Source organism: Pirellulales bacterium (assembly GCA_036490175.1).
Classification (GTDB): domain Bacteria; phylum Planctomycetota; class Planctomycetia; order Pirellulales; family JACPPG01; genus JACPPG01.
This window is the reverse complement of the sequence record DASXEJ010000359.1, coordinates 18,199-35,296: the sequence shown is the minus strand read 5'-3', so window position 1 is coordinate 35,296 and position 17,098 is coordinate 18,199. Positions and strand designations below refer to the sequence as shown.

The window sequence follows — 17,098 nt, the reverse complement described above, 5'->3', positions numbered from 1 at the left end:
TTAGGGCTCGCGACCCTTGCGAATTTTTGATCTCGCGGGCGCGCGAGCTAGCCGATCCTTTTTCGTCTCAAGCGGCGCACACCCACTGGCGCCAGACAGGCCAGCCCGATTCCGATCAGCGCCATGCTGGTGGGCTCCGGCACGACCGCAAAGGCCGCGATTGAACCACTAAAGGTAAAGCTGATCGTGCCCGTCGCACTCGGCGAGAATCCCGTAAGCGTTTCGGTGATCGTCGTCTGGAACGGAATCGAGAGCCGCAATAATGTCTGGCCCGCGCCCAGGGGCACAGAGGTCAGATGGGCTGCGACGTCATTTGCAGGAGAGAGGGTAGTGCTGCCAATCGAGCCGGAGCCAAGGAAGCTAGGATACTGCACCCCTAGAGATGCGCTGCCGGTCATGTTGTAGTCTAAATCGGCCGAGGTTAGGCCGAGGCTTAGGTTGCCAGTTGTTGGGAATGTCTGGTCTCCGGCCGGCCCCGAAAGTGGTGCGCTCGACAGGGGCACCGTCTGGGCAATGTCCCCTACGACATTCCGCAACGCAGCGTTGCCATTTATGGGCGCAGTGGCGATGGAGGAAAGCATCAGCCGAATGCCGAAGTCGGCGGGAGCTTTTCCAGGAGTAGCGAGCGTGCCGCCACCAATCGCAGGCGCCAGTGAAAAAACAGGGTTTCCAGGGGTTTCAGCGTATGCCCTGTTGTAGTTGATGCCAGCGATGTTACTGCCGCCCGTCAATGCGATCGAGGATGGATTGGCAAGGTTGTCGAGATCGACATTGAGTGTGCCGCCGAAGAAACCGGTCAGACTGCCAGGATCGCCTGTCGGAAACGAGCCGCTGCTCGTTGATGTGGCTTTGAGATTGCCGGAGGCCGCGACCGGACTGAAGGGAACGTTCATGTTTCCGCTGAGATTCAAATAGCTACCGGCGGCGTAGATGCCACGATTGGCCGCGGTCGGCGCGACCCCCACTAGACCATTGGCCGTGCCGCTGGGATCGATCGTGAATTGAATCTGCGTCGCGTGGACTGATGGCGCCAAAACGCAAAGGTAGAGGGCGGCAAGACCGCCATATAGAACGCGACTACTGATCTTCATTAGCGTTCTCCCCGTTGAAAATTCTCGGCTAACTTCCCGATGGTCTCGAGTGCGTCTGTTGGGACGCCAGCCTAGAGCACTATACGAGCCATATGGGTGAACACAAGCAAAAAGACGCTCCCGTGCCAACGGCGTCCAGTGCGGCCAATGGTACCGTCCGCCTAGGCGATTTCAGCTCATGACGCTGTTCGCCGGGCCGTCCCCCAGGAGCATTGCAAAGTCGCTGGGTGCCTGGGGTCGGCGCATTCGCCGCCCCCCAGATCTTGGCGACAAACTAGGGGCTTGCTCCGCTCGACCCGAGCCACCCCAAAAAAAATTGGACTTCGCAATCGTCCGAGGCCGTCCCCCCCAAATCAAAAATGCAAACGGCTTCCATATAGGCTGAGGCAGCCGTTTGCGTTTCTGCAATGGGCCTGCACTCCCGTCGTCGATGTCCAGGGCTGCGAAGCAAAAAAGCCCCGCCAGGCTAACGCGTCGGGCGGGGCTGGAGCGGGAAGAAATTACGCGGCCGGGGCGCGCTGAACGTGGCGATTTGTTTTCCGCATCGCGACAAGGATAAGCCCTGCCAGGCCTGCGATGCCGAGGACGAATGTCGAGGGCTCCGGCACGAGCGGGCCAACTACGGCGATGCCAAATGGCTGAAACAATCCTGTGACCAATGCGGCATTGATCGGGCTCCCGGTTGCGATATCGTATTCACCAATCGAACCGCTGCTAGACGTTCCGGCGGTTTCGTTCGTGACAAAAAGGCTGGTTCCAAACACCGCGAGATATTGAGGGAAATCATTCAGTCCGGTCACCAACGCGGCATTCACCGTCACCCCTGCGGTAGTGTACTCTCCGATCGAACCGCTCACGGCACCACCGCCGTTATTTACGACAAACAGGTTCGATCCAGACACCGTAACCCCTACGGGATAATTCAGGCCCGTCACTAGCGAGGGGTTGATGAGCGCACCCGTGGTTGCGTCGTATTCGAGAACCGATCCGGCGCCCACAGTGCCATCGCCAGTTGTCGTGACAAATAGGTCATTACCCGAGATGGCAATGCCAGACGAGCCGTCCAAGCCGGTGACCAGCGCCGTGTTTATCGCTGCGCCTGTGACGGCATCGTACTCGCCAATCGTGCCGAGATTAAAATTCGCGACATAAACGTTCGTACTCGATACCGCGATCCCTGTTGGGCTTGTCAGCCCAGAGACCAGCGGCGTATTCAAGGACGCGCCTGCAATTGTGTATTGGCAATCGAACCGTCGCTAGCAAGGCCGCTGCCGAAGTTTGTGAGGTAGAGATCCATTCCAGACACTGCCAAGTCGTAGGCGACATCAACCCCTGTGATCAACGACGGGTTCAACGTCGCACCATTGTTATAGTACTCGCGAACCGCCCTGTTGTCGGCGACCAGTATCTGCCCGTACGCGATGGTGGGCATGACCCAGAGTGCTGCGGCGCTGAGCACCGTGCAGACGATACGCCGGCGCACGTCAGATTTGACGTTGTGTATTGAGGACGCGCAGGATTCGCGAGCTGTTACGCTCCGCACAACACGGACCCGTCGAATGTTCGAATGCACGGGCATCCTCCTTTCTGACATTTCCGACAAAACGTGAGCACAGAGACGAGCTCAGACAGCCAATAGCGGCGATTATAGTAACTGGTCCTTTCCATGGTCCAGCACACGGTAAAAGTTCCTATGGATATTCTCTCCCGCCCTGTCTTTCCGGCCTCGCCTGGCTAGGAAGTGCTGCAATGCCGGCTGGGCTAGGGGCGTAGCCATTTGCTTAAGTTCGTGGCCCGGTTCGTCGTTGTCGTTTGCCGAGGAGCCAGATCGTTCCATTGGGATCGGCAGAACGATTTGCCACGCGGTGAACCCTAACGCGCGCCGTCGGGCTTCCTCCACGATGCACCGTCGGGACACGCGGAATATATCCAAAGCGCAACGGTTGCGGAGTTGCACTGCGCCTGCCGCTCTGCGTTGTGTCGCGCCGTCGGCGAGAGCGATTGCGGGCAGCCGGTTGGGGAAGTCTCCTTGGGCGGCGCGCCCTAAAAGGTGGCACGTGACGCCGTCGCCGCGGTCGGCAATTCGGCCTGCGGGGCCGGGGGGGGCGGTGGCAAAATTCATTATCGTGATGGCCAGCCGAGAAAAACCGCCCCGCGGACAGAATCGGACGCAATACGTCGATTTCCCTGGGAATTTGTGCACGGTCGTCGGTCAAGTGATCAATTCTCCGACCGGTGAATAATTCCATTAATTGAATAAATCGGAGCGCCCCGGACGGCGACAAACTGGGGTTTTTACCCCAATGGAACGCGATTACTTCTGCCGCGACGGTTGGGAGCAAACCGTCATTGCTGTTTTCCGTGCAGCCACGGTAAACTAACGTCTGTCACAAGGCGTTTAGTACGACGCTGTTCCTTCAACCCGCTTGGGTGCATCGATGAAACTTCGCTGCGCATGTCTGCTGGTCATGCTGGTCGTTTTCGCCGCGGCGCCGGTCTCTGCCGCTGAACCGTCCGCTGCGGATGCCGTGTTGGGCAAATGGTGGTTTCCCAAGAAAAACGGCAAGATGGAAGTTCGCCTGGAGAAGGGGAAATACTTCGGCAAGGTGATCGAGTACGACAAGCCGGGCGCACTCGACAAATACAACCCCGATCTCGAGCTGCGCAAGCGCCCCTTTGTGGGCGTCGAGATGCTGCAAGACTTTACGTACGACCCCAAGAAAAAAGAATGGGTCGGCGGCACCATTTACGACGGCGACAGCGGCAAAACCTATAACGCTACGCTGTGGTTCGAGAACGGCGACACCAGCCGGCTCAGCGCCCGCGGTTATGTGGGCATCTCGCTATTCGGACGAACCGAGGTCTTTGTGCGCGTGAAAGACACGGACGAAATAACAAAGTCACCGTCCGGCGAGGGAGACAAGAAGCCCAGCCCGTAGATTTTCCGGCCGGGGATGCAAAGTTTAGGTCCGGTCGAGTGGAAACGCCGCGAATACTAACCACGCACGCTATGAAATAAACGAAGGGGAGACCGTAAACGGAATGCCCATTCGTGTCATTTGTGTGATTCGTGGTTCCCCGATTGCTTTTGGCGGAACTGCAGCTGGGGTGGTGGCAATTTATATCCGTCGGCCATTTGTCCCGCCCTCTACTCATCCCACTGGCGCAGCAGTTGCGCGTACTCGGCCAGCGATAACGGTACCCGCTTCAGGCGGCGCGCCAGCACGTCGGCCGATTCTCGATCTGCGATCGGCATTTGCGCAAGTGCGGCTTCTTCCTCAAGCGCCGCGAGCCAGGGGGGGACTTCCAAGCCCGAGCCGGTCGGTTGATCGGCAAATTCGGCGATCTCTTGCTCCAACCGCGCAAAGGCCTCGCCTGGTCCGGCGGTGCGAACCTCGTCGATGGCGGGCCGCACCAACGCCCGCATGCCGTCGACCGCCAGCGGACGCACGAATCGCTCTGCCAGCCGGGCTGTGATGCTGGGGAGACGCATTTGATAACGGTCGGCCAAGGTGCTGGCCTGTTTCAGCAGGGCATCCGCAGCTTCGGTCGTTTGTTCGGCCAGGGCGCGGCGCCACAGCTCGGCGGCAGCCAATTGGCCGCGGCGCACGAGAATCTCGTGCGCCTGCACGATCGGTCGAATATTCCAGCACACCCGTTCGTTACTGGCCTTCAGCCGCAGGAAATCCAGCAACGTGTACAACAGCTCGCCGTGGTCGGACTGCGTCGTGGTGGTATTGAAATCCTTGTATTCCGCGTAGTTCTCGACCACCGCCTCGACGACGGTCTGCAAATGCTCGACCACCTCGGCGCGGGTGAAGCCACGCAAGGTACCGGCCGACAGATCGTCGGTCAGTAGACAGCTATGTGCCGGGTCGGGATTCTCTTCTAACAGTCGCAGGTAGGCGTCTGCCCCTTGGTCGAGAATTGCCCGCAACCGTCCCAGGTTCAGGAATTTTTGCGTGAACAGGTCGTGGCCGTATGTTTCGATGAACTTGACCAAAGCCTGCCAGCGGTCAGGCTCGGCAACCCGTTCCAAGACCGACAAGCGGACCGAGCGGCTATGTTCCAACCACAACTGCAACAAAGGCTGAGTCAGCGCTTGCAAGCACTCGACGAGCTTGGCCTCGGTCGACGTGTCAGCCTGGGGATTGTCTTGCTGCGCATCAACGGCCGCGGCGTCGACAATGCTTTCGACCAACGGCCGATATCCGACCTCGAACAAGCGATCGAACTCGGTGACGACCCGGTCTCCCTTGGGGCGATGCCGCTCCATGGCGTAGGCCGTGGCAATCAGCTGGCAGGCTTCAATCGGCAGACCCAACCGTGGCAGTGCCACCAGCAGATCGACCACCAGTTGCTTGATCGACAGCGTGAGGACCAATTGCTCTGGATCGCCGCCGCGTGCCAGGGGCACATACAGGATCGGCCGGCTTTCCAGCTCGGCACGGAGCGCCGGAAAGGCCGCGCGCACGCGTTCCGGATCGGAATCGAGGATGCCGCGGAGTACCGGCGTGGCCAAGACCTCCCACCGTGGTCGATCGGTCGCTTCCGCCGTTTCTGGCGCGTCAGGCTGCTCGTGGGCCGCCGGACTGATTGCGGCGCGAATCCAGCGCACCGACCCGCCGGATTCGACGGTCGCCGAAGCCACATCGGCGAGCAGCGATTCCTTGACTCGTCGGCGCCGATCGTACTCGACCAACGAGCTATGCTCGGCCGATGGTTGCGGGATCCGAAAGTGATCGATCGCCGAGAGTAGCCCGACCAGCCCACGTTCCAGCGCGACGGAATGGTCCAGCTGCGCGGTAAGGCTCTTGGCGCCGGAGTGTTTTTGCTCGGTTGCGTTTGCCTGCGGCGGCGCGCCACAGTTGATCGCGGCGATGACGCGCAAGCGTGCCAGCGTACGCAGGAAGGCCAGCCGAGATCGCAGCCGCCCGCTCTCGAGTTCGAGTTCGTAGTCGCTTGCCTGTTCGTCGCCGGAAAGCGTTGCCCCCTCGACGCCATCGTCGGTCGTGTCGAGATAGGTTACCCCTTCATAGGCGGCGTCAAAGCGATTTTGCCCGTCTTCGTCATCGTCCTCATCGGCCGGTGCGAGATTCTGCGTGGCCGCGAAGGCCAGGCGCGGGGCCTCCCAATAGTCGCCGGCGTTGGCCTCGAGGTAGTCGAAAAATTTGGCCGCTAGCGCCCAACGCTCGGAACCCGTGCCGGCCTCGGCCTCGCCGGTTTCTGCCTGCGGCAGCAGTGAAGTCAGCCATTGCTGCGATAGGCGATGAAACGAAGCTTCGCCATCGGATAGCGACGTCTGTTCCGATTCCGAAAGCCATTGGACCAGCAACCCCATGGCGGCGACGAAATCGCGTTTCACGAGCAGAGTTTGGATCACCAGCGCATAGGCGCGTGGCGAGTGGAAGCGACTGACGTGCTTTCGCCAAAAGGCGATGTCGCCGCCGGTCGCACCGGCTTGTCGCCAGGCGGTCAACGCGGTGACGACAGCATTGGCCGCATCGACCGATTCGCGGCCAGAGACGCTTTCGACGCTCGATACGTCGAACGTCGCGAAGCCGTCCCACCATTGGGCAATCGCGCTCAGACGTTGGGTCACCGCGGATAGTGCGTCGTCGGCGCCTACGGCCGCTGCTTCGGCAGCCGTTTGCACAGCCAGGTTGAGCATTTGTGTGACCAGGTGAATCAAGACGTCGACGCGATGGTCACGAACACTATTCTCCAACCCAGGGAAGAGGCTGAATTGTCCGTGAAATCCGAGGATGTTCCAGGGGTCGACGACAGCGCCGCACTGGATGGCCCGTTTGAGCAGATCGTCGGCCTCGGCCAGGTGTTGGGCGGCATCGTTCACATTCCCGCGGGCGAGCGCCAGGTGGCCAATCGTGATGCGCCCACTGATTTCGGAGAGCATCCGTGCCGAGGCCACCGGCACGACCTGCGCCTGACGAGAACTGGCGTCGAGATTGCCGATCGCGGCGAACAGCCGCGCCAGGTGAACGTGCTGCAGCTGCACCGCACGCAGACGGGCCAGCCGTTGATTGAGATCATGCCTGGCGCCGCCAAAAGGCTGTCGCAATGTTTGCGCTTCGGTACGTAGCCGGTCGCCATGATGGCCCGGGAATCGTGCCAGCAAGCTGCGATAGAACTCGTCGCGGTAAGCGGCAATGCGTGGTAGCAAATTGGCCAGGGTCGTCGTCGAATCGTGCGTTTCAGGACCACGACCCGAGACGCCGGCTGCCATCAACATTGTGCCGGCCAATACGGCCGCGGACTCGGCCAGCAGTTCCCCCTTATCGCCCGGACTGTCGTCGACCCGTTCCAACAAGGCGTCCAGAGTAACGGCCTGCAACACGAAACGGCGATAATTCCCGGAGTTGTCGATCGCGTGCGGATCCCACTGGCCAAACTGGTAATTGGGGCGCTTGTTGACCGGATGGTCGAAATCGTAGGCACGCGGGTCCAGGGCCAACTCATTGAGCAGCTCGGGATCGAAGCAGGCCTGGTCCAGGATTCGTCGATCACTCGTGCGCAAAATGTCGAGTGTCGCCACAATTAGGTCGTGATACCGGCCCTGGGCGACGCCGGCGCCCACGACGTACAGAGGAAGGGGGCAAACCCATTCGTGCGGATACGGTTCGATCTTCTGAGCTGTGCGTAGCACGGCCACCGGGCGATGGCCGATGAAGCTGTTGAGTCCCTCGATCGCCCCAGCGATGATCCGGTCTCCCTCGGGCCAGGGGGGCTGCTCGCGCAGGACCGCCTGGATAGCCTTGGCGATAAAAAACGGCTGCCAGAGTTCTGCATCACTATGATGCCCCAAGAGGTCGCTATGAAACGCCCGATACTCGGCCAGCAGCCTTTGGAAGACCAGCGGCAAGACCGCTGACGCCTGGTCGATGCTCTCGAATCCCGGCGCACTGGCGGCAGAAAGCGCCGCCAACTCCTTATCAAGCTTCGTGCCCAAGGCTCGCCACGGTGCTTGGGATGCCCCGGCAGCTGACAGGAGCCCAAATGCCTCGTTGACGCTGCGGAACAACTGGGGATCAGGGGCACCCGAGGACAGGTTGAGATACCCGAGCAGCTTCTGCAGAGCAGCGTTGTTCATGGGGGCGCGGCACAGAATTCATCGGATAGGTGCCATCTCGTCGGGCGCAAAGACCGCCAAAAACTACCCCCCGTTGTGGTGGAACCCCGCCTCTCAGGGAGACCAGCGTTGCAATTGCGATCTCGCAGCAGGCACCGGGCCGGGTCGTGGTGGATATGGGCGGACATTGCGGCGTGGGCGTTGGCATTCCTAACGAATCTGCCACCGCCGGTCACATCCTAAGAGTGGCCCTGAAAATGCACAACCCATCGGCATCATCCAATCTGTGGCGCACCGCGGGACAGGTCACGTCCCAGGAGCCATCAAATCCGCAGCGGCGCGGGTCATTTGGGATTACTATGAACACATTGACCGCGAGTTTGTTTCGCCCCTTCGACGCCTGCAGATAACTCACACTAACGGTTGACATGATGCGCTTCACCCCCCGTTCGTCACGCATTTTGATAGTCAGCATGCTATGGGTGAGCGCCTGGGCCGAGTGCGTATTCGGCCAGGCCGGTCACCCTGAACTGATTCCCGAAACCATGGCCCGCAGCCATGGACTGACCCGCGCCTGGGCCACCCGACTGCAGGTGGATCCTGGTCGGGGACGAATCAAGGAAATCACGCTGCACGAGGGGACGCTGATCAGCGTCACCGACCAGGGAACAGTGCAGGCGCTGGACGCCGAGAGCGGGCGGACGCTTTGGATCACGCCCATCGGCAAGCCCGGCCACCCCTGCACGGCCGTTGGTGCCAGTGCTTCGTATGTGGCCGTCTGCAACGGATCGACCTTGTTCGTCCTGGGCCGAATGGACGGCAAGATTCTGTTTACTCGTCGCATGCAGGGTTCGCCTTCGGCGGCCCCGGCGGTGAGCGAAGATCGCGTTTATATTCCAACGTTTGCCGGAGCCGTGGAGAGCTACGAAATCAATTTGGTAGAACCCAAACTCTGGCCAACGACGTACCGCACCCGCGGCACAATCGAGGAAGCGCCAGTGCTTGCCGGAGAGAACGTGATCTGGGCAACGCACGTGGGTGCAGTCTATTCGGCAACCACGAAAGATCTCACGGCCGTCTATCGCTTTATGACGCGGGGTGAGATCACAGCTGGTTTGGGATATTGGCCGCCTTTGGTCTATGTCGCCTCGGCGGATGGCTATGTTTATGCGATCGACGAGAAGTCCGGCAAGCGACGCTGGCAGTTCTCGACCGGTTCTCCTTCCCGCGAGGCACCGGTCGCACTCGACGGCAACCTTTATACGATTTCCGAGATATCCGGAATGTACTGCTTGTCGGCGGAAAAGGGAGCCGAACGATGGTTTACGGGAAACGTGTCGAAATTCATTTCTGCTAGCGCTACGAGACTTTATACGGCCGACGAAACGGGGCGTCTCATGATTCTCGACCGCCGCAGTGGCGCGCATCTCGATCGTTTGTCGACGGAGTTGCTACCCATCAAAGTCGTCAACATTCAAACGGATCGCATTTACCTGGCCACCAAGAAAGGCCTCGTGCAGTGTTTGCGCGAGATCGAGCGGGTGACCCCGCTGGTTCATGCCCTGCCGCCAGATCCCAACCTGGCACCGGCCCCTGCTGCCGCCGCTCGGCAACCCGCTGCGACGGCTGAAGCACCGGCCGCCGACGAGGGCGCGCCGGCCGAAGATCCCTTCGGCAGCGTTTCCCAACCATAAACCCGACGAACGCCATGCGCTGCTAGCGCGGCATGGTGCCTGGGATGCGGCCTGGCGGAAACGCTCGCGCCGCACGGACTGCTTGTGTCTAGGGAAGGATGCGGTCCTGTCGGTGTGTGACAGGGCGCGGTATCTTCTAGGGCAGTGTGGGGGATCATGGCGCGCCTGATTCAGTAGCGGGCGCCGTTTCAGCGGTAGAGTTGCGAGGGGAACGACGGATCGTGAATACTTCATCAGACCGGGCAGTCAAAGTCGGCCGCGCACTGATCAGCGTCAGCGATAAAACAGGATTGGCGGAATTTGCCCATGGACTGGCCGCAGCGGGCGTAGATATCTACAGCACAGGCGGCACGCGGAGGTTCCTGGTCGAGCAAGGGTTGGCCGTCCGAGACATCGCCGCCTACACCGGTTTTCCCGAGATGATGGACGGCCGCGTCAAGACGCTGCACCCCAAGGTCTTCGGCGGCATCCTCTGGAGGCGAGACCACGACGAAGACAAGCGCGCCCTGGTCGAGCATGGCATGGAATCGTTCGAACTGGTTGTGGTAAACCTCTATCCGTTCGAGCAAACGGTGGCGCGCGGCGCCAGCGCCGAAGAAACGATCGAAAACATCGATATCGGTGGACCATCGCTCGTACGGGCGGCCGCGAAGAACCATGCTTTCGTGGCCATCGCCACCAGCCCCCGCCAATACCGGGCCATTCTCGAACAAATGACGTCCCACGGCGGACTCACTTTCGAGTTGCGGCGGCGGCTAGCGGCCGAGGCCTTCGCGCACACGGCGCGGTATGACGCGATGATCGCCCATTGGTTCGCCGCGGCCGAGCCCGGCAGCGATAGTGATTTCCCCGCCAGCCTGAATCCGGCACTGGAACTGAAGGAAGTGCTTCGCTATGGAGAGAATCCACACCAGCGGGCAGCACTTTACTCTGATCGCACGCTGGAGCCGAACCTTGTCGGAGGGCGGCAATTGCACGGCAAAGAGTTGTCGTACAACAACTTGCTCGATCTGGATAGCGCCCTGACAATCGTGCGTGGCGTCAAGGAAGCGGCGGCTGTCGTGATCAAGCACAATAATCCGTGCGGCGCTGCCGCCGGTAGCTCGCTCGGTGATGCGACCCGGCGCGCGTTGGCTGGCGATCCGCTCAGTGCCTTCGGCTCAGTCTTGGGCTTTAACCGCACGGTTGACCTGGCAACGGCCGAGGTGCTGTGCGAGCCGGGGCTGTTTATCGAAGCGATCGTGGCCCCGAAATTCGATCCAGAAGCCATTGCCGCACTGACGACACGTCCGAAATGGAAAGCCAACGTGCGGTTGCTGGAAGTCGGTGAGTGGGGGCCACCACAGCCGCGCTGGGAGCACCGGCAAGTCCATGGTGGTTGGTTACGGCAAGAGGCCGATGCGTTGCCCGACCCGAACGATCAGTGGTCGACCGTCACGGCGACGAGCCCCACGGACGCACAGCGTGCCGACTTGGACTTCGCTTGGGGCGTCGTTCGCCACGTGAAGAGCAATGCCATTGTATTGGTGAAGGATCTCACGCTGATCGGCACGGGGGCCGGCCAAATGAGTCGTGTGGACAGTGTACGAATCGCCATCGAAAAGGCTGCGGATCGCGCCCCGGGGGCAGTGCTCGCTTCGGATGCCTTCTTCCCCTTTGCCGATTCAATCGAGTTGGCCGCTGCGGCGGGCATCAAGGCCGTGATCCAGCCCGGTGGCTCGCGCAATGACGACGAAGTGACGGCCGCCTGCAATCGGCACGGCATCTCGATGACTGTTACCGGTCGCCGTCATTTCAAGCATTGACGCGGCAGCATGTTCAACGCGTATCGATTAGGGAATAGTTGGCGTTCCGCATTAGCGAGCCCTTTGCAAGTTTTTCCTCAATGCGTGATTGTTAGTCATGTCGACGATTCTCGACGAGATTGTCGCCCACAAGCGCCGTGAAATCGCGGCGGCGCAAGCCGCTTGCCCGGCAAAGGTCCTGGAACGACAAATTGCCGACGCCCAGCCGGCGCGCAACTTCTTCGCCGCACTGGCGGCCCCTGGGCCCATTCGACTGATTGCCGAAGTAAAAAAAGCGAGCCCTTCGCAAGGGGTTATTCGCGCGGACTTCGACCCTTTGACGATCGCGCGCACTTACGAGCAGCACGGCGCCACCTGCCTGAGCGTGCTCACCGACGAGCATTTCTTTCAAGGCAGCCTGGAATACCTGCGAACCATTAGGGAAGACGTCTCGCTGCCGGTGTTACGGAAAGACTTCATCCTCGATACGTATCAGCTGCTGGAAGCCCGGGCGGCAGGCGCCGATGCGGTGTTGCTGATCGCCGAGTGCTTGGACGATTGCCACCTCCGTTCCTTACATAACGAAGCCGTCCAACTAGGCATGTCGCCGTTGGTGGAGTTGTACGAACCGCAGAACCTGCAGCGCGTGTTTGATGCCGGTGCGACATTGATCGGCATCAATAATCGTGATCTGCGCACTTTTGTCACGGATCTCGATCACACGTTGAGGATGCGCGAGCGCGTGCCCGACGAATGTGTGCTAGTGGCCGAGAGTGGTATTCGCAATCGTGCGGATGTGGAACGCCTGGAGCAAGCCGGGGTCGACGCCATTTTGGTAGGCGAATCGCTCATGGCCAGCCCGGATATTGGTGCCGCGGTCGACGCGATTCTGGGGCGATCGGCACAAGATCCATAACGCCCTGCGCGGATTCTCGACCGGTACGCTGCGTCGCGCGGAACTCCGGCAATCGCACGGAAATGCTCACGGCCGTTCCAGCAAGAAAGCTCCTATTGCGGATATTCCTCACGAGGAGTATATCTACCCGGCATGGGACGCCTGCAACAGGAAATCAAGAAACGCGGGCCTTTCCAGAGCCTGGAACAAGAAGTCTTTTTGAATCTGGTTCGTACCGTCGATCAACTGTCGGGGGATAGCGCGCAACTGTTGCGCCGGCAGGGTTTGACCGGATCGCAATACAACGTGTTGCGCATCTTGCGTGGCGCGGCCGAGCCGCTTCCCTGCAGCGAGATCGCCGAGCGCATGATCGCCCGCGATCCGGATATGACGCGGCTCCTCGACACGCTCGAGCGGCAAGGTTGGATTAGCCGCACGCGTTCGCAGGCCGATCGGCGAATGGTGTTAAGCGAGATCACGCCGGCCGGGCTCGCGCTACTGGCCCCCTTGGACTCCGCTGTGGTCGCCATGCACGCCGCACAGTTCAAGCATGTCACTCGCAGCAAACTGCAACAGCTCAACGCCTTATTGGAAGAAGTGCGGCCTCCGCGCGAGAACAAAGCAAGCGAGTAATCGTAACGTTTCAATAACGCCACACCGTGCGCGCGAACGATTGAGCGACGCGCGTCGTGAGCGGCTTTTAACGAGAGGTGAATACCATGCGCATCCGTCAGATGTTGTCCGCGGCATTGTTGATTGCCGTTTCGTCCGGCGTTGGGCTTGCCCAGGAGACGTTTACCGTCGACACGGCGCACTCCACCGTGCTGTTTCGCATCAAGCATTTGAACACGTCATATTCTTACGGACGGTTCAACGACGTCTCTGGTAGTTTTGTCATCGACAAGACGGCGCCGGCCAAAAGCGCACTGGATCTAACGGTGAAAACCGCCAGTGTCGACACGGCCAACGCCGACCGTGACAAGCATCTCAAGGGTCCCGATTTCTTCAACGTCAAACAATTTCCCACGGCCACGTTTAAGAGTACCGCGGTGCGGCCCGGCAAAGATGCCAGCACCTTAGACGTTACCGGAAACCTGACGATCAACGGTGTCACCAAGTCCGTGCCGATCGTGGTCGAATTGACTGGCGGAGGACCAAGCCCCTTCAAGGACTATCGCGAAGGTCTAGAAGCCCGACTGCGGATCAACCGGCACGACTTTGGGATTCAGTTTATGCCGCAAGGATTAGGGGATGACGTCGTCTTGATCGTAAGTCTGGAAGGGATTCGCAAGTAAGTGCTTCCATGACCGATATCGAGTTGCACGCCGCGCTAGTGACCATTTTGTTGCCCGCTTGCGCGACGGCGGTGGGTCTTTGCCTGGCGATGGCGATGGCCACAGGCCGGCCCACCACGCAGGGGCTGGCGGTCGCATTGACGCTCGCTATCGGAATCACCGTCGCGGATGTGGGTATTCGAGGCTGGCAGAACTTCTGGCCGGCCGATATTACCCGCCGATTACCGTATGTGGCTTTGCTCGTGGTGGCAGCCAGCGCCGTGGCGCTGGCTGCCGCGCGCGCCGGCCGGTGGCGGACCTCGCGTGCAACGATTCTAAGTAGCGCGCTGGCGGCAGGAGGCATTGCCTCGGTTTTTGCTCCCTCGCCGCCGACCAGCGAGTTGCCACCACTATCAAAAGGTTTGTGGTGGGGCACGCTGGGAACAATGATCTTGGCGGGGCAGGTCGCGCTGGGACAAATCGCGCTGCGTCGCCCGGGAGTTGGCTTGCCGCTCTTATTGGCCGCGTGCTCGTCCGCCTGTGCAGTCGCTGTCGCTATGGGCGGGAGCCTGAGCCTGGGACAGATCTGCGGTGGCTTTGCGGTATGCCTGACGGTTCTCGCGGCATTTGCCTGGCGTCAGCCGTGGCTAGCCGCAAATGGCACGGTAGGTCAGCTGTCGGCAGCAGTGTTGGGCGCCACGCTGGCGGCGGCCCACCTGTTTGCCGAACTGCCGCTTGCGTCCGCCCTTACACTGCACTCCTTCACCGTAGTTCCCTGGCTCGGAGAGGTGCCGGGCTTTCGCCATCGTCCGCTCATCGGATGGTGCGTGCAGGCGGCGATCTTACTGGCCCTGGCGGCGGTGGCTATCGCGATCGTTCTGGCAGATCGTCCCGCCGAGAGTAGCGTCTATGGTTAACCGTGCTCGCCCCAGTTGTTACCCCTTACCACCAAAGCTTTTTCTATCACGAGCGAGAATTCCTCTGGCGTAGCGAACCACATGAAGTTGACATGCGTACACTATGTAGGTATGCTATGAAAACCATGCACGGAGGGCGTTTCGATGGGAATCGGCTTCGATGTTTTGTGCACGGACCCCACGATCTGTCCGGCAGAGCGTCAACAAGTCACCGTCAGGATCATTGGCGAGATCCTGCCTTTCGTCATCGCGAAGTATCAGTCCCGATCCGTTGCTCGGCGGCCGAAGAGCGAGCTAGCGCTTTGGCATGCCCGGCGTCTTCATAATCAGGACCAATAGCGCACCGATCAATAGTTCGACGGTCAATATTCGACACGGTCAAGGAGGACATTACCATGCTTGTTCTATCGCGCAAAAAGGGAGAGTCAGTCGTCATCGACGGTGACATCAAGATTACGGTGTTGAGCGTGCAAGGTCAGACGATCCGCCTAGGAATCGAAGCACCGCGCGAGACACCGGTATTCCGTAGTGAGGTTCTCGAGCGTCTTCGCACCGACACGGGCAACGCCGACTCGCTGCCGAAAAATCGTCTCTGGCCCACGGTGCGACTGGCGTCCGCTTCGCTCGCTCCGGCTTTATCGCACGAAATGGGACAATAATGATGCGCCGCCTGGCAGCGTTGATATAGAGGGTGTCCCATTTGCGCCGGCCTGCGCAGCAGGATCACTCGTCTTTGTCGGCGGGTACCGTCGTGCGATCGGCCTCGTGGGCATCAATGAAACCGTCTTGGTCGTTGTCCAATTGCACGAAGCGATCGTGCGAGCCCAAAAACTCGCGCCGCGACACATCGCCGTCCCCGTTAGAGTCCATGCGTTGAAACCACGTGGGTCCTTGCCGTCGCGGGACGATCACCGGGCTCGTGCTCGGTACGTCGGCCATCATGCCACCCGTGGTCGTACCGCGCGACAACTCGATCATCATCCGGTCTGGGATCTCGTCGGACGTAACGGATCCATCGCCGTTGGCGTCGAAAGTCGCGAGGCGCCCCGCGGCACCGTCGATTTCCCGCGCGCCGAGCCTTTCGTCATAATCGGCATCGAGTGCCCCAAAGACCGGATCCGCCGCGCGGGTGACGAGGACTTGCACCTGCGAGAGCGAGGCAGTGCGCTGCCGCGTGAGATACGTCGCGAATTCTTCCGGAAAAACCCGATCATCCTCGTTTGCGTCAAGGCCGTCGAAGGGTCCGATCGCTTGTTCCGCGGCACTCCCCTCTTCACGATCCAGATAGCCGTTGGCGTCCCGGTCGTAGCGAGATAGCTGCGACTGTGCGGTCATTTCCGTATCGCCTGTCGCGGCGGATGCTGGCGACAGGAACCATTGCAGTGTCAGCCCGCTCGTTTCGAGCGAAACGCGCGCCGCGACCGCATCCGTTTGAACCGATTTCCAAACGTCCGCCGAAACCGCGGGCACGATCGCCAGCGGCCGTTGATCAGGAGACTCCGTGTCCTGCGCGCCGAAACTTGCCTCGATCTGTAGATGGGGTTCGTCCGTGACAAACAACTGCCGCTCCTCGTCCGACAAATAGCCGTCTAAATTGCGATCGAGTTCTTGCAGCAGTTCTACGGCGCGCTGCGCACCGACCGCCGTAGACTTTTGGCCGCGAGGGTAGGCAACACGGAAAATGCCTGGCAATTCATCCCACTTCGTGTCCGTCGATAAGAGCATTGCCAAGGCGGTTTGTGGTGACGCGATGGGGCGTCGCCCTGATTCCAGCGGTTCGACGCGGGGCGCGACCTCGCCGGTGGTCAGCAGATCGTCGTCGCGCTCGTCTCGGCTGTGCAATCGCGCCGGGGCTGCTTGCATCTCACCTGGTGAGAGGATCTGGTCGCCGTCCGTGTCGATCAATCGCCACGTCGGCGCGGCAACCGCGTCTTGCCCTGCTCGCGGGTCGTTCGAGCGTACGGTCAGGAATCCGTCGCCACTGCGCCGATTGCGCGTCAAAAAGCGGCGCATCTCCTCACGATTAATTCGTCCGTCTCGATTCCAATCGTAGTCCCTGATCGCTTTCTGGCGCTCTTCGCTTGTCTTCAATGCCAGATTACCGAATTGACCATAGCGAAACGGCCGGCTCTCGACGGCGGCTTGCCACGTCGGTGTCTCCTGGCCCACAGGTAGGGCGGTCTGCATCGCTTCATCGACGAGCTTCTCCAGTTCCTCGACCTGGCGTTGACCATCGCCGCCAACCGCTACCGCGCAGATGAAAGGCCCTGCGGGCGTAATCAGTAGGAATCTCCCCACAGGGATCGCGCACACGGTAGGTTCAGCGGGTTCGGTGACCACGTCGACCGCGGCGGCA

Annotated in this window: 13 protein-coding genes; 8 read left to right on the top strand and 5 right to left on the bottom strand. The window is 60.6% G+C overall.

Going from position 1 to position 17,098, the window contains the following annotated elements:
- Nucleotides 1–47: 47 nt before the first annotated feature.
- The 3 genes from VGG64_27500 to VGG64_27490 all read right to left on the bottom strand — a co-directional run bounded on the left by VGG64_27500 (nucleotide 48) and on the right by VGG64_27490 (nucleotide 2,523).
- The gene (locus VGG64_27500) at nucleotides 48–1,091 is read right to left on the bottom strand and encodes a PEP-CTERM sorting domain-containing protein (GenBank protein ID HEY1603380.1); all 1,044 of its coding nucleotides are present in this window, start codon (nucleotides 1,089–1,091) and stop codon (nucleotides 48–50) included.
- A 500-nt stretch (nucleotides 1,092–1,591) separates the two neighbouring features.
- The gene (locus VGG64_27495; GenBank protein HEY1603379.1) at nucleotides 1,592–2,308 is read right to left on the bottom strand and encodes a PEP-CTERM sorting domain-containing protein; all 717 of its coding nucleotides are present in this window, start codon (nucleotides 2,306–2,308) and stop codon (nucleotides 1,592–1,594) included.
- The gene (locus VGG64_27490; GenBank protein ID HEY1603378.1) at nucleotides 2,305–2,523 is read right to left on the bottom strand and encodes a hypothetical protein; all 219 of its coding nucleotides are present in this window, start codon (nucleotides 2,521–2,523) and stop codon (nucleotides 2,305–2,307) included. Before VGG64_27490 ends, VGG64_27495 begins: the two co-directional genes overlap by 4 nt.
- A gap of 1,006 nt (nucleotides 2,524–3,529) precedes the next feature.
- Here VGG64_27490 and VGG64_27485 point away from each other — a divergent pair.
- Nucleotides 3,530–4,030: a DUF2147 domain-containing protein gene (locus VGG64_27485; protein ID HEY1603377.1), complete on the top strand. Its 501-nt coding sequence runs from the start codon at nucleotides 3,530–3,532 to the stop codon at nucleotides 4,028–4,030.
- Nucleotides 4,031–4,239: 209 nt separating this feature from the next.
- Here VGG64_27485 and VGG64_27480 read toward each other — a convergent pair whose 3' ends face one another.
- On the bottom strand, nucleotides 4,240–8,199 hold the full coding sequence (locus VGG64_27480; protein ID HEY1603376.1) for a hypothetical protein: 3,960 nt from the start codon (nucleotides 8,197–8,199) through the stop codon (nucleotides 4,240–4,242).
- A 407-nt stretch (nucleotides 8,200–8,606) separates the two neighbouring features.
- Between VGG64_27480 and VGG64_27475 the strand changes: the two genes are divergently transcribed.
- From VGG64_27475 to csrA, 7 genes are all read left to right on the top strand, one after another.
- A complete protein-coding gene (locus VGG64_27475; protein ID HEY1603375.1) occupies nucleotides 8,607–9,872 on the top strand; it encodes a PQQ-binding-like beta-propeller repeat protein in 1,266 nt (421 codons plus the stop codon).
- Between the two features lie 221 nt (nucleotides 9,873–10,093).
- A complete protein-coding gene (gene purH, locus VGG64_27470; GenBank protein HEY1603374.1) occupies nucleotides 10,094–11,677 on the top strand; it encodes a bifunctional phosphoribosylaminoimidazolecarboxamide formyltransferase/IMP cyclohydrolase in 1,584 nt (527 codons plus the stop codon).
- Nucleotides 11,678–11,774: 97 nt separating this feature from the next.
- Entirely contained in the window at nucleotides 11,775–12,572 is a 798-nt protein-coding gene (trpC, locus tag VGG64_27465; GenBank protein ID HEY1603373.1) for an indole-3-glycerol phosphate synthase TrpC, read from the top strand.
- Nucleotides 12,573–12,704: 132 nt separating this feature from the next.
- The gene (locus tag VGG64_27460; GenBank protein HEY1603372.1) at nucleotides 12,705–13,184 is read left to right on the top strand and encodes a MarR family transcriptional regulator; all 480 of its coding nucleotides are present in this window, start codon (nucleotides 12,705–12,707) and stop codon (nucleotides 13,182–13,184) included.
- Nucleotides 13,185–13,270: 86 nt separating this feature from the next.
- A complete protein-coding gene (locus tag VGG64_27455; protein HEY1603371.1) occupies nucleotides 13,271–13,846 on the top strand; it encodes a YceI family protein in 576 nt (191 codons plus the stop codon).
- A gap of 8 nt (nucleotides 13,847–13,854) precedes the next feature.
- Complete coding sequence (locus VGG64_27450) at nucleotides 13,855–14,742, top strand: hypothetical protein (GenBank protein HEY1603370.1); 888 nt, start codon at nucleotides 13,855–13,857, stop codon at nucleotides 14,740–14,742.
- A gap of 395 nt (nucleotides 14,743–15,137) precedes the next feature.
- Entirely contained in the window at nucleotides 15,138–15,401 is a 264-nt protein-coding gene (csrA, locus tag VGG64_27445) for a carbon storage regulator CsrA (GenBank protein ID HEY1603369.1), read from the top strand.
- A 64-nt stretch (nucleotides 15,402–15,465) separates the two neighbouring features.
- Here csrA and VGG64_27440 read toward each other — a convergent pair whose 3' ends face one another.
- On the bottom strand, nucleotides 15,466–17,055 hold the full coding sequence (locus VGG64_27440; protein ID HEY1603368.1) for a hypothetical protein: 1,590 nt from the start codon (nucleotides 17,053–17,055) through the stop codon (nucleotides 15,466–15,468).
- Nucleotides 17,056–17,098: the final 43 nt, after the last annotated feature.

What these genes read in the sequence shown, in the direction of transcription:
- VGG64_27500 (HEY1603380.1), bottom strand. Translation starts at nt 1,091, where the DNA reads ATGAAGATCAGTAGTCGCGTTCTATATGGCGGTCTTGCCGCCCTCTAC.
- VGG64_27490 (HEY1603378.1), bottom strand. Translation starts at nt 2,523, where the DNA reads ATGCCCACCATCGCGTACGGGCAGATACTGGTCGCCGACAACAGGGCG.
- VGG64_27485 (HEY1603377.1), top strand. Translation starts at nt 3,530, where the DNA reads ATGAAACTTCGCTGCGCATGTCTGCTGGTCATGCTGGTCGTTTTCGCC.
- VGG64_27480 (HEY1603376.1), bottom strand. Translation starts at nt 8,199, where the DNA reads ATGAACAACGCTGCTCTGCAGAAGCTGCTCGGGTATCTCAACCTGTCC.
- VGG64_27475 (HEY1603375.1), top strand. Translation starts at nt 8,607, where the DNA reads ATGATGCGCTTCACCCCCCGTTCGTCACGCATTTTGATAGTCAGCATG.
- trpC (HEY1603373.1), top strand. Translation starts at nt 11,775, where the DNA reads ATGTCGACGATTCTCGACGAGATTGTCGCCCACAAGCGCCGTGAAATC.
- VGG64_27460 (HEY1603372.1), top strand. Translation starts at nt 12,705, where the DNA reads ATGGGACGCCTGCAACAGGAAATCAAGAAACGCGGGCCTTTCCAGAGC.
- VGG64_27455 (HEY1603371.1), top strand. Translation starts at nt 13,271, where the DNA reads ATGCGCATCCGTCAGATGTTGTCCGCGGCATTGTTGATTGCCGTTTCG.
- VGG64_27450 (HEY1603370.1), top strand. Translation starts at nt 13,855, where the DNA reads ATGACCGATATCGAGTTGCACGCCGCGCTAGTGACCATTTTGTTGCCC.
- csrA (HEY1603369.1), top strand. Translation starts at nt 15,138, where the DNA reads ATGCTTGTTCTATCGCGCAAAAAGGGAGAGTCAGTCGTCATCGACGGT.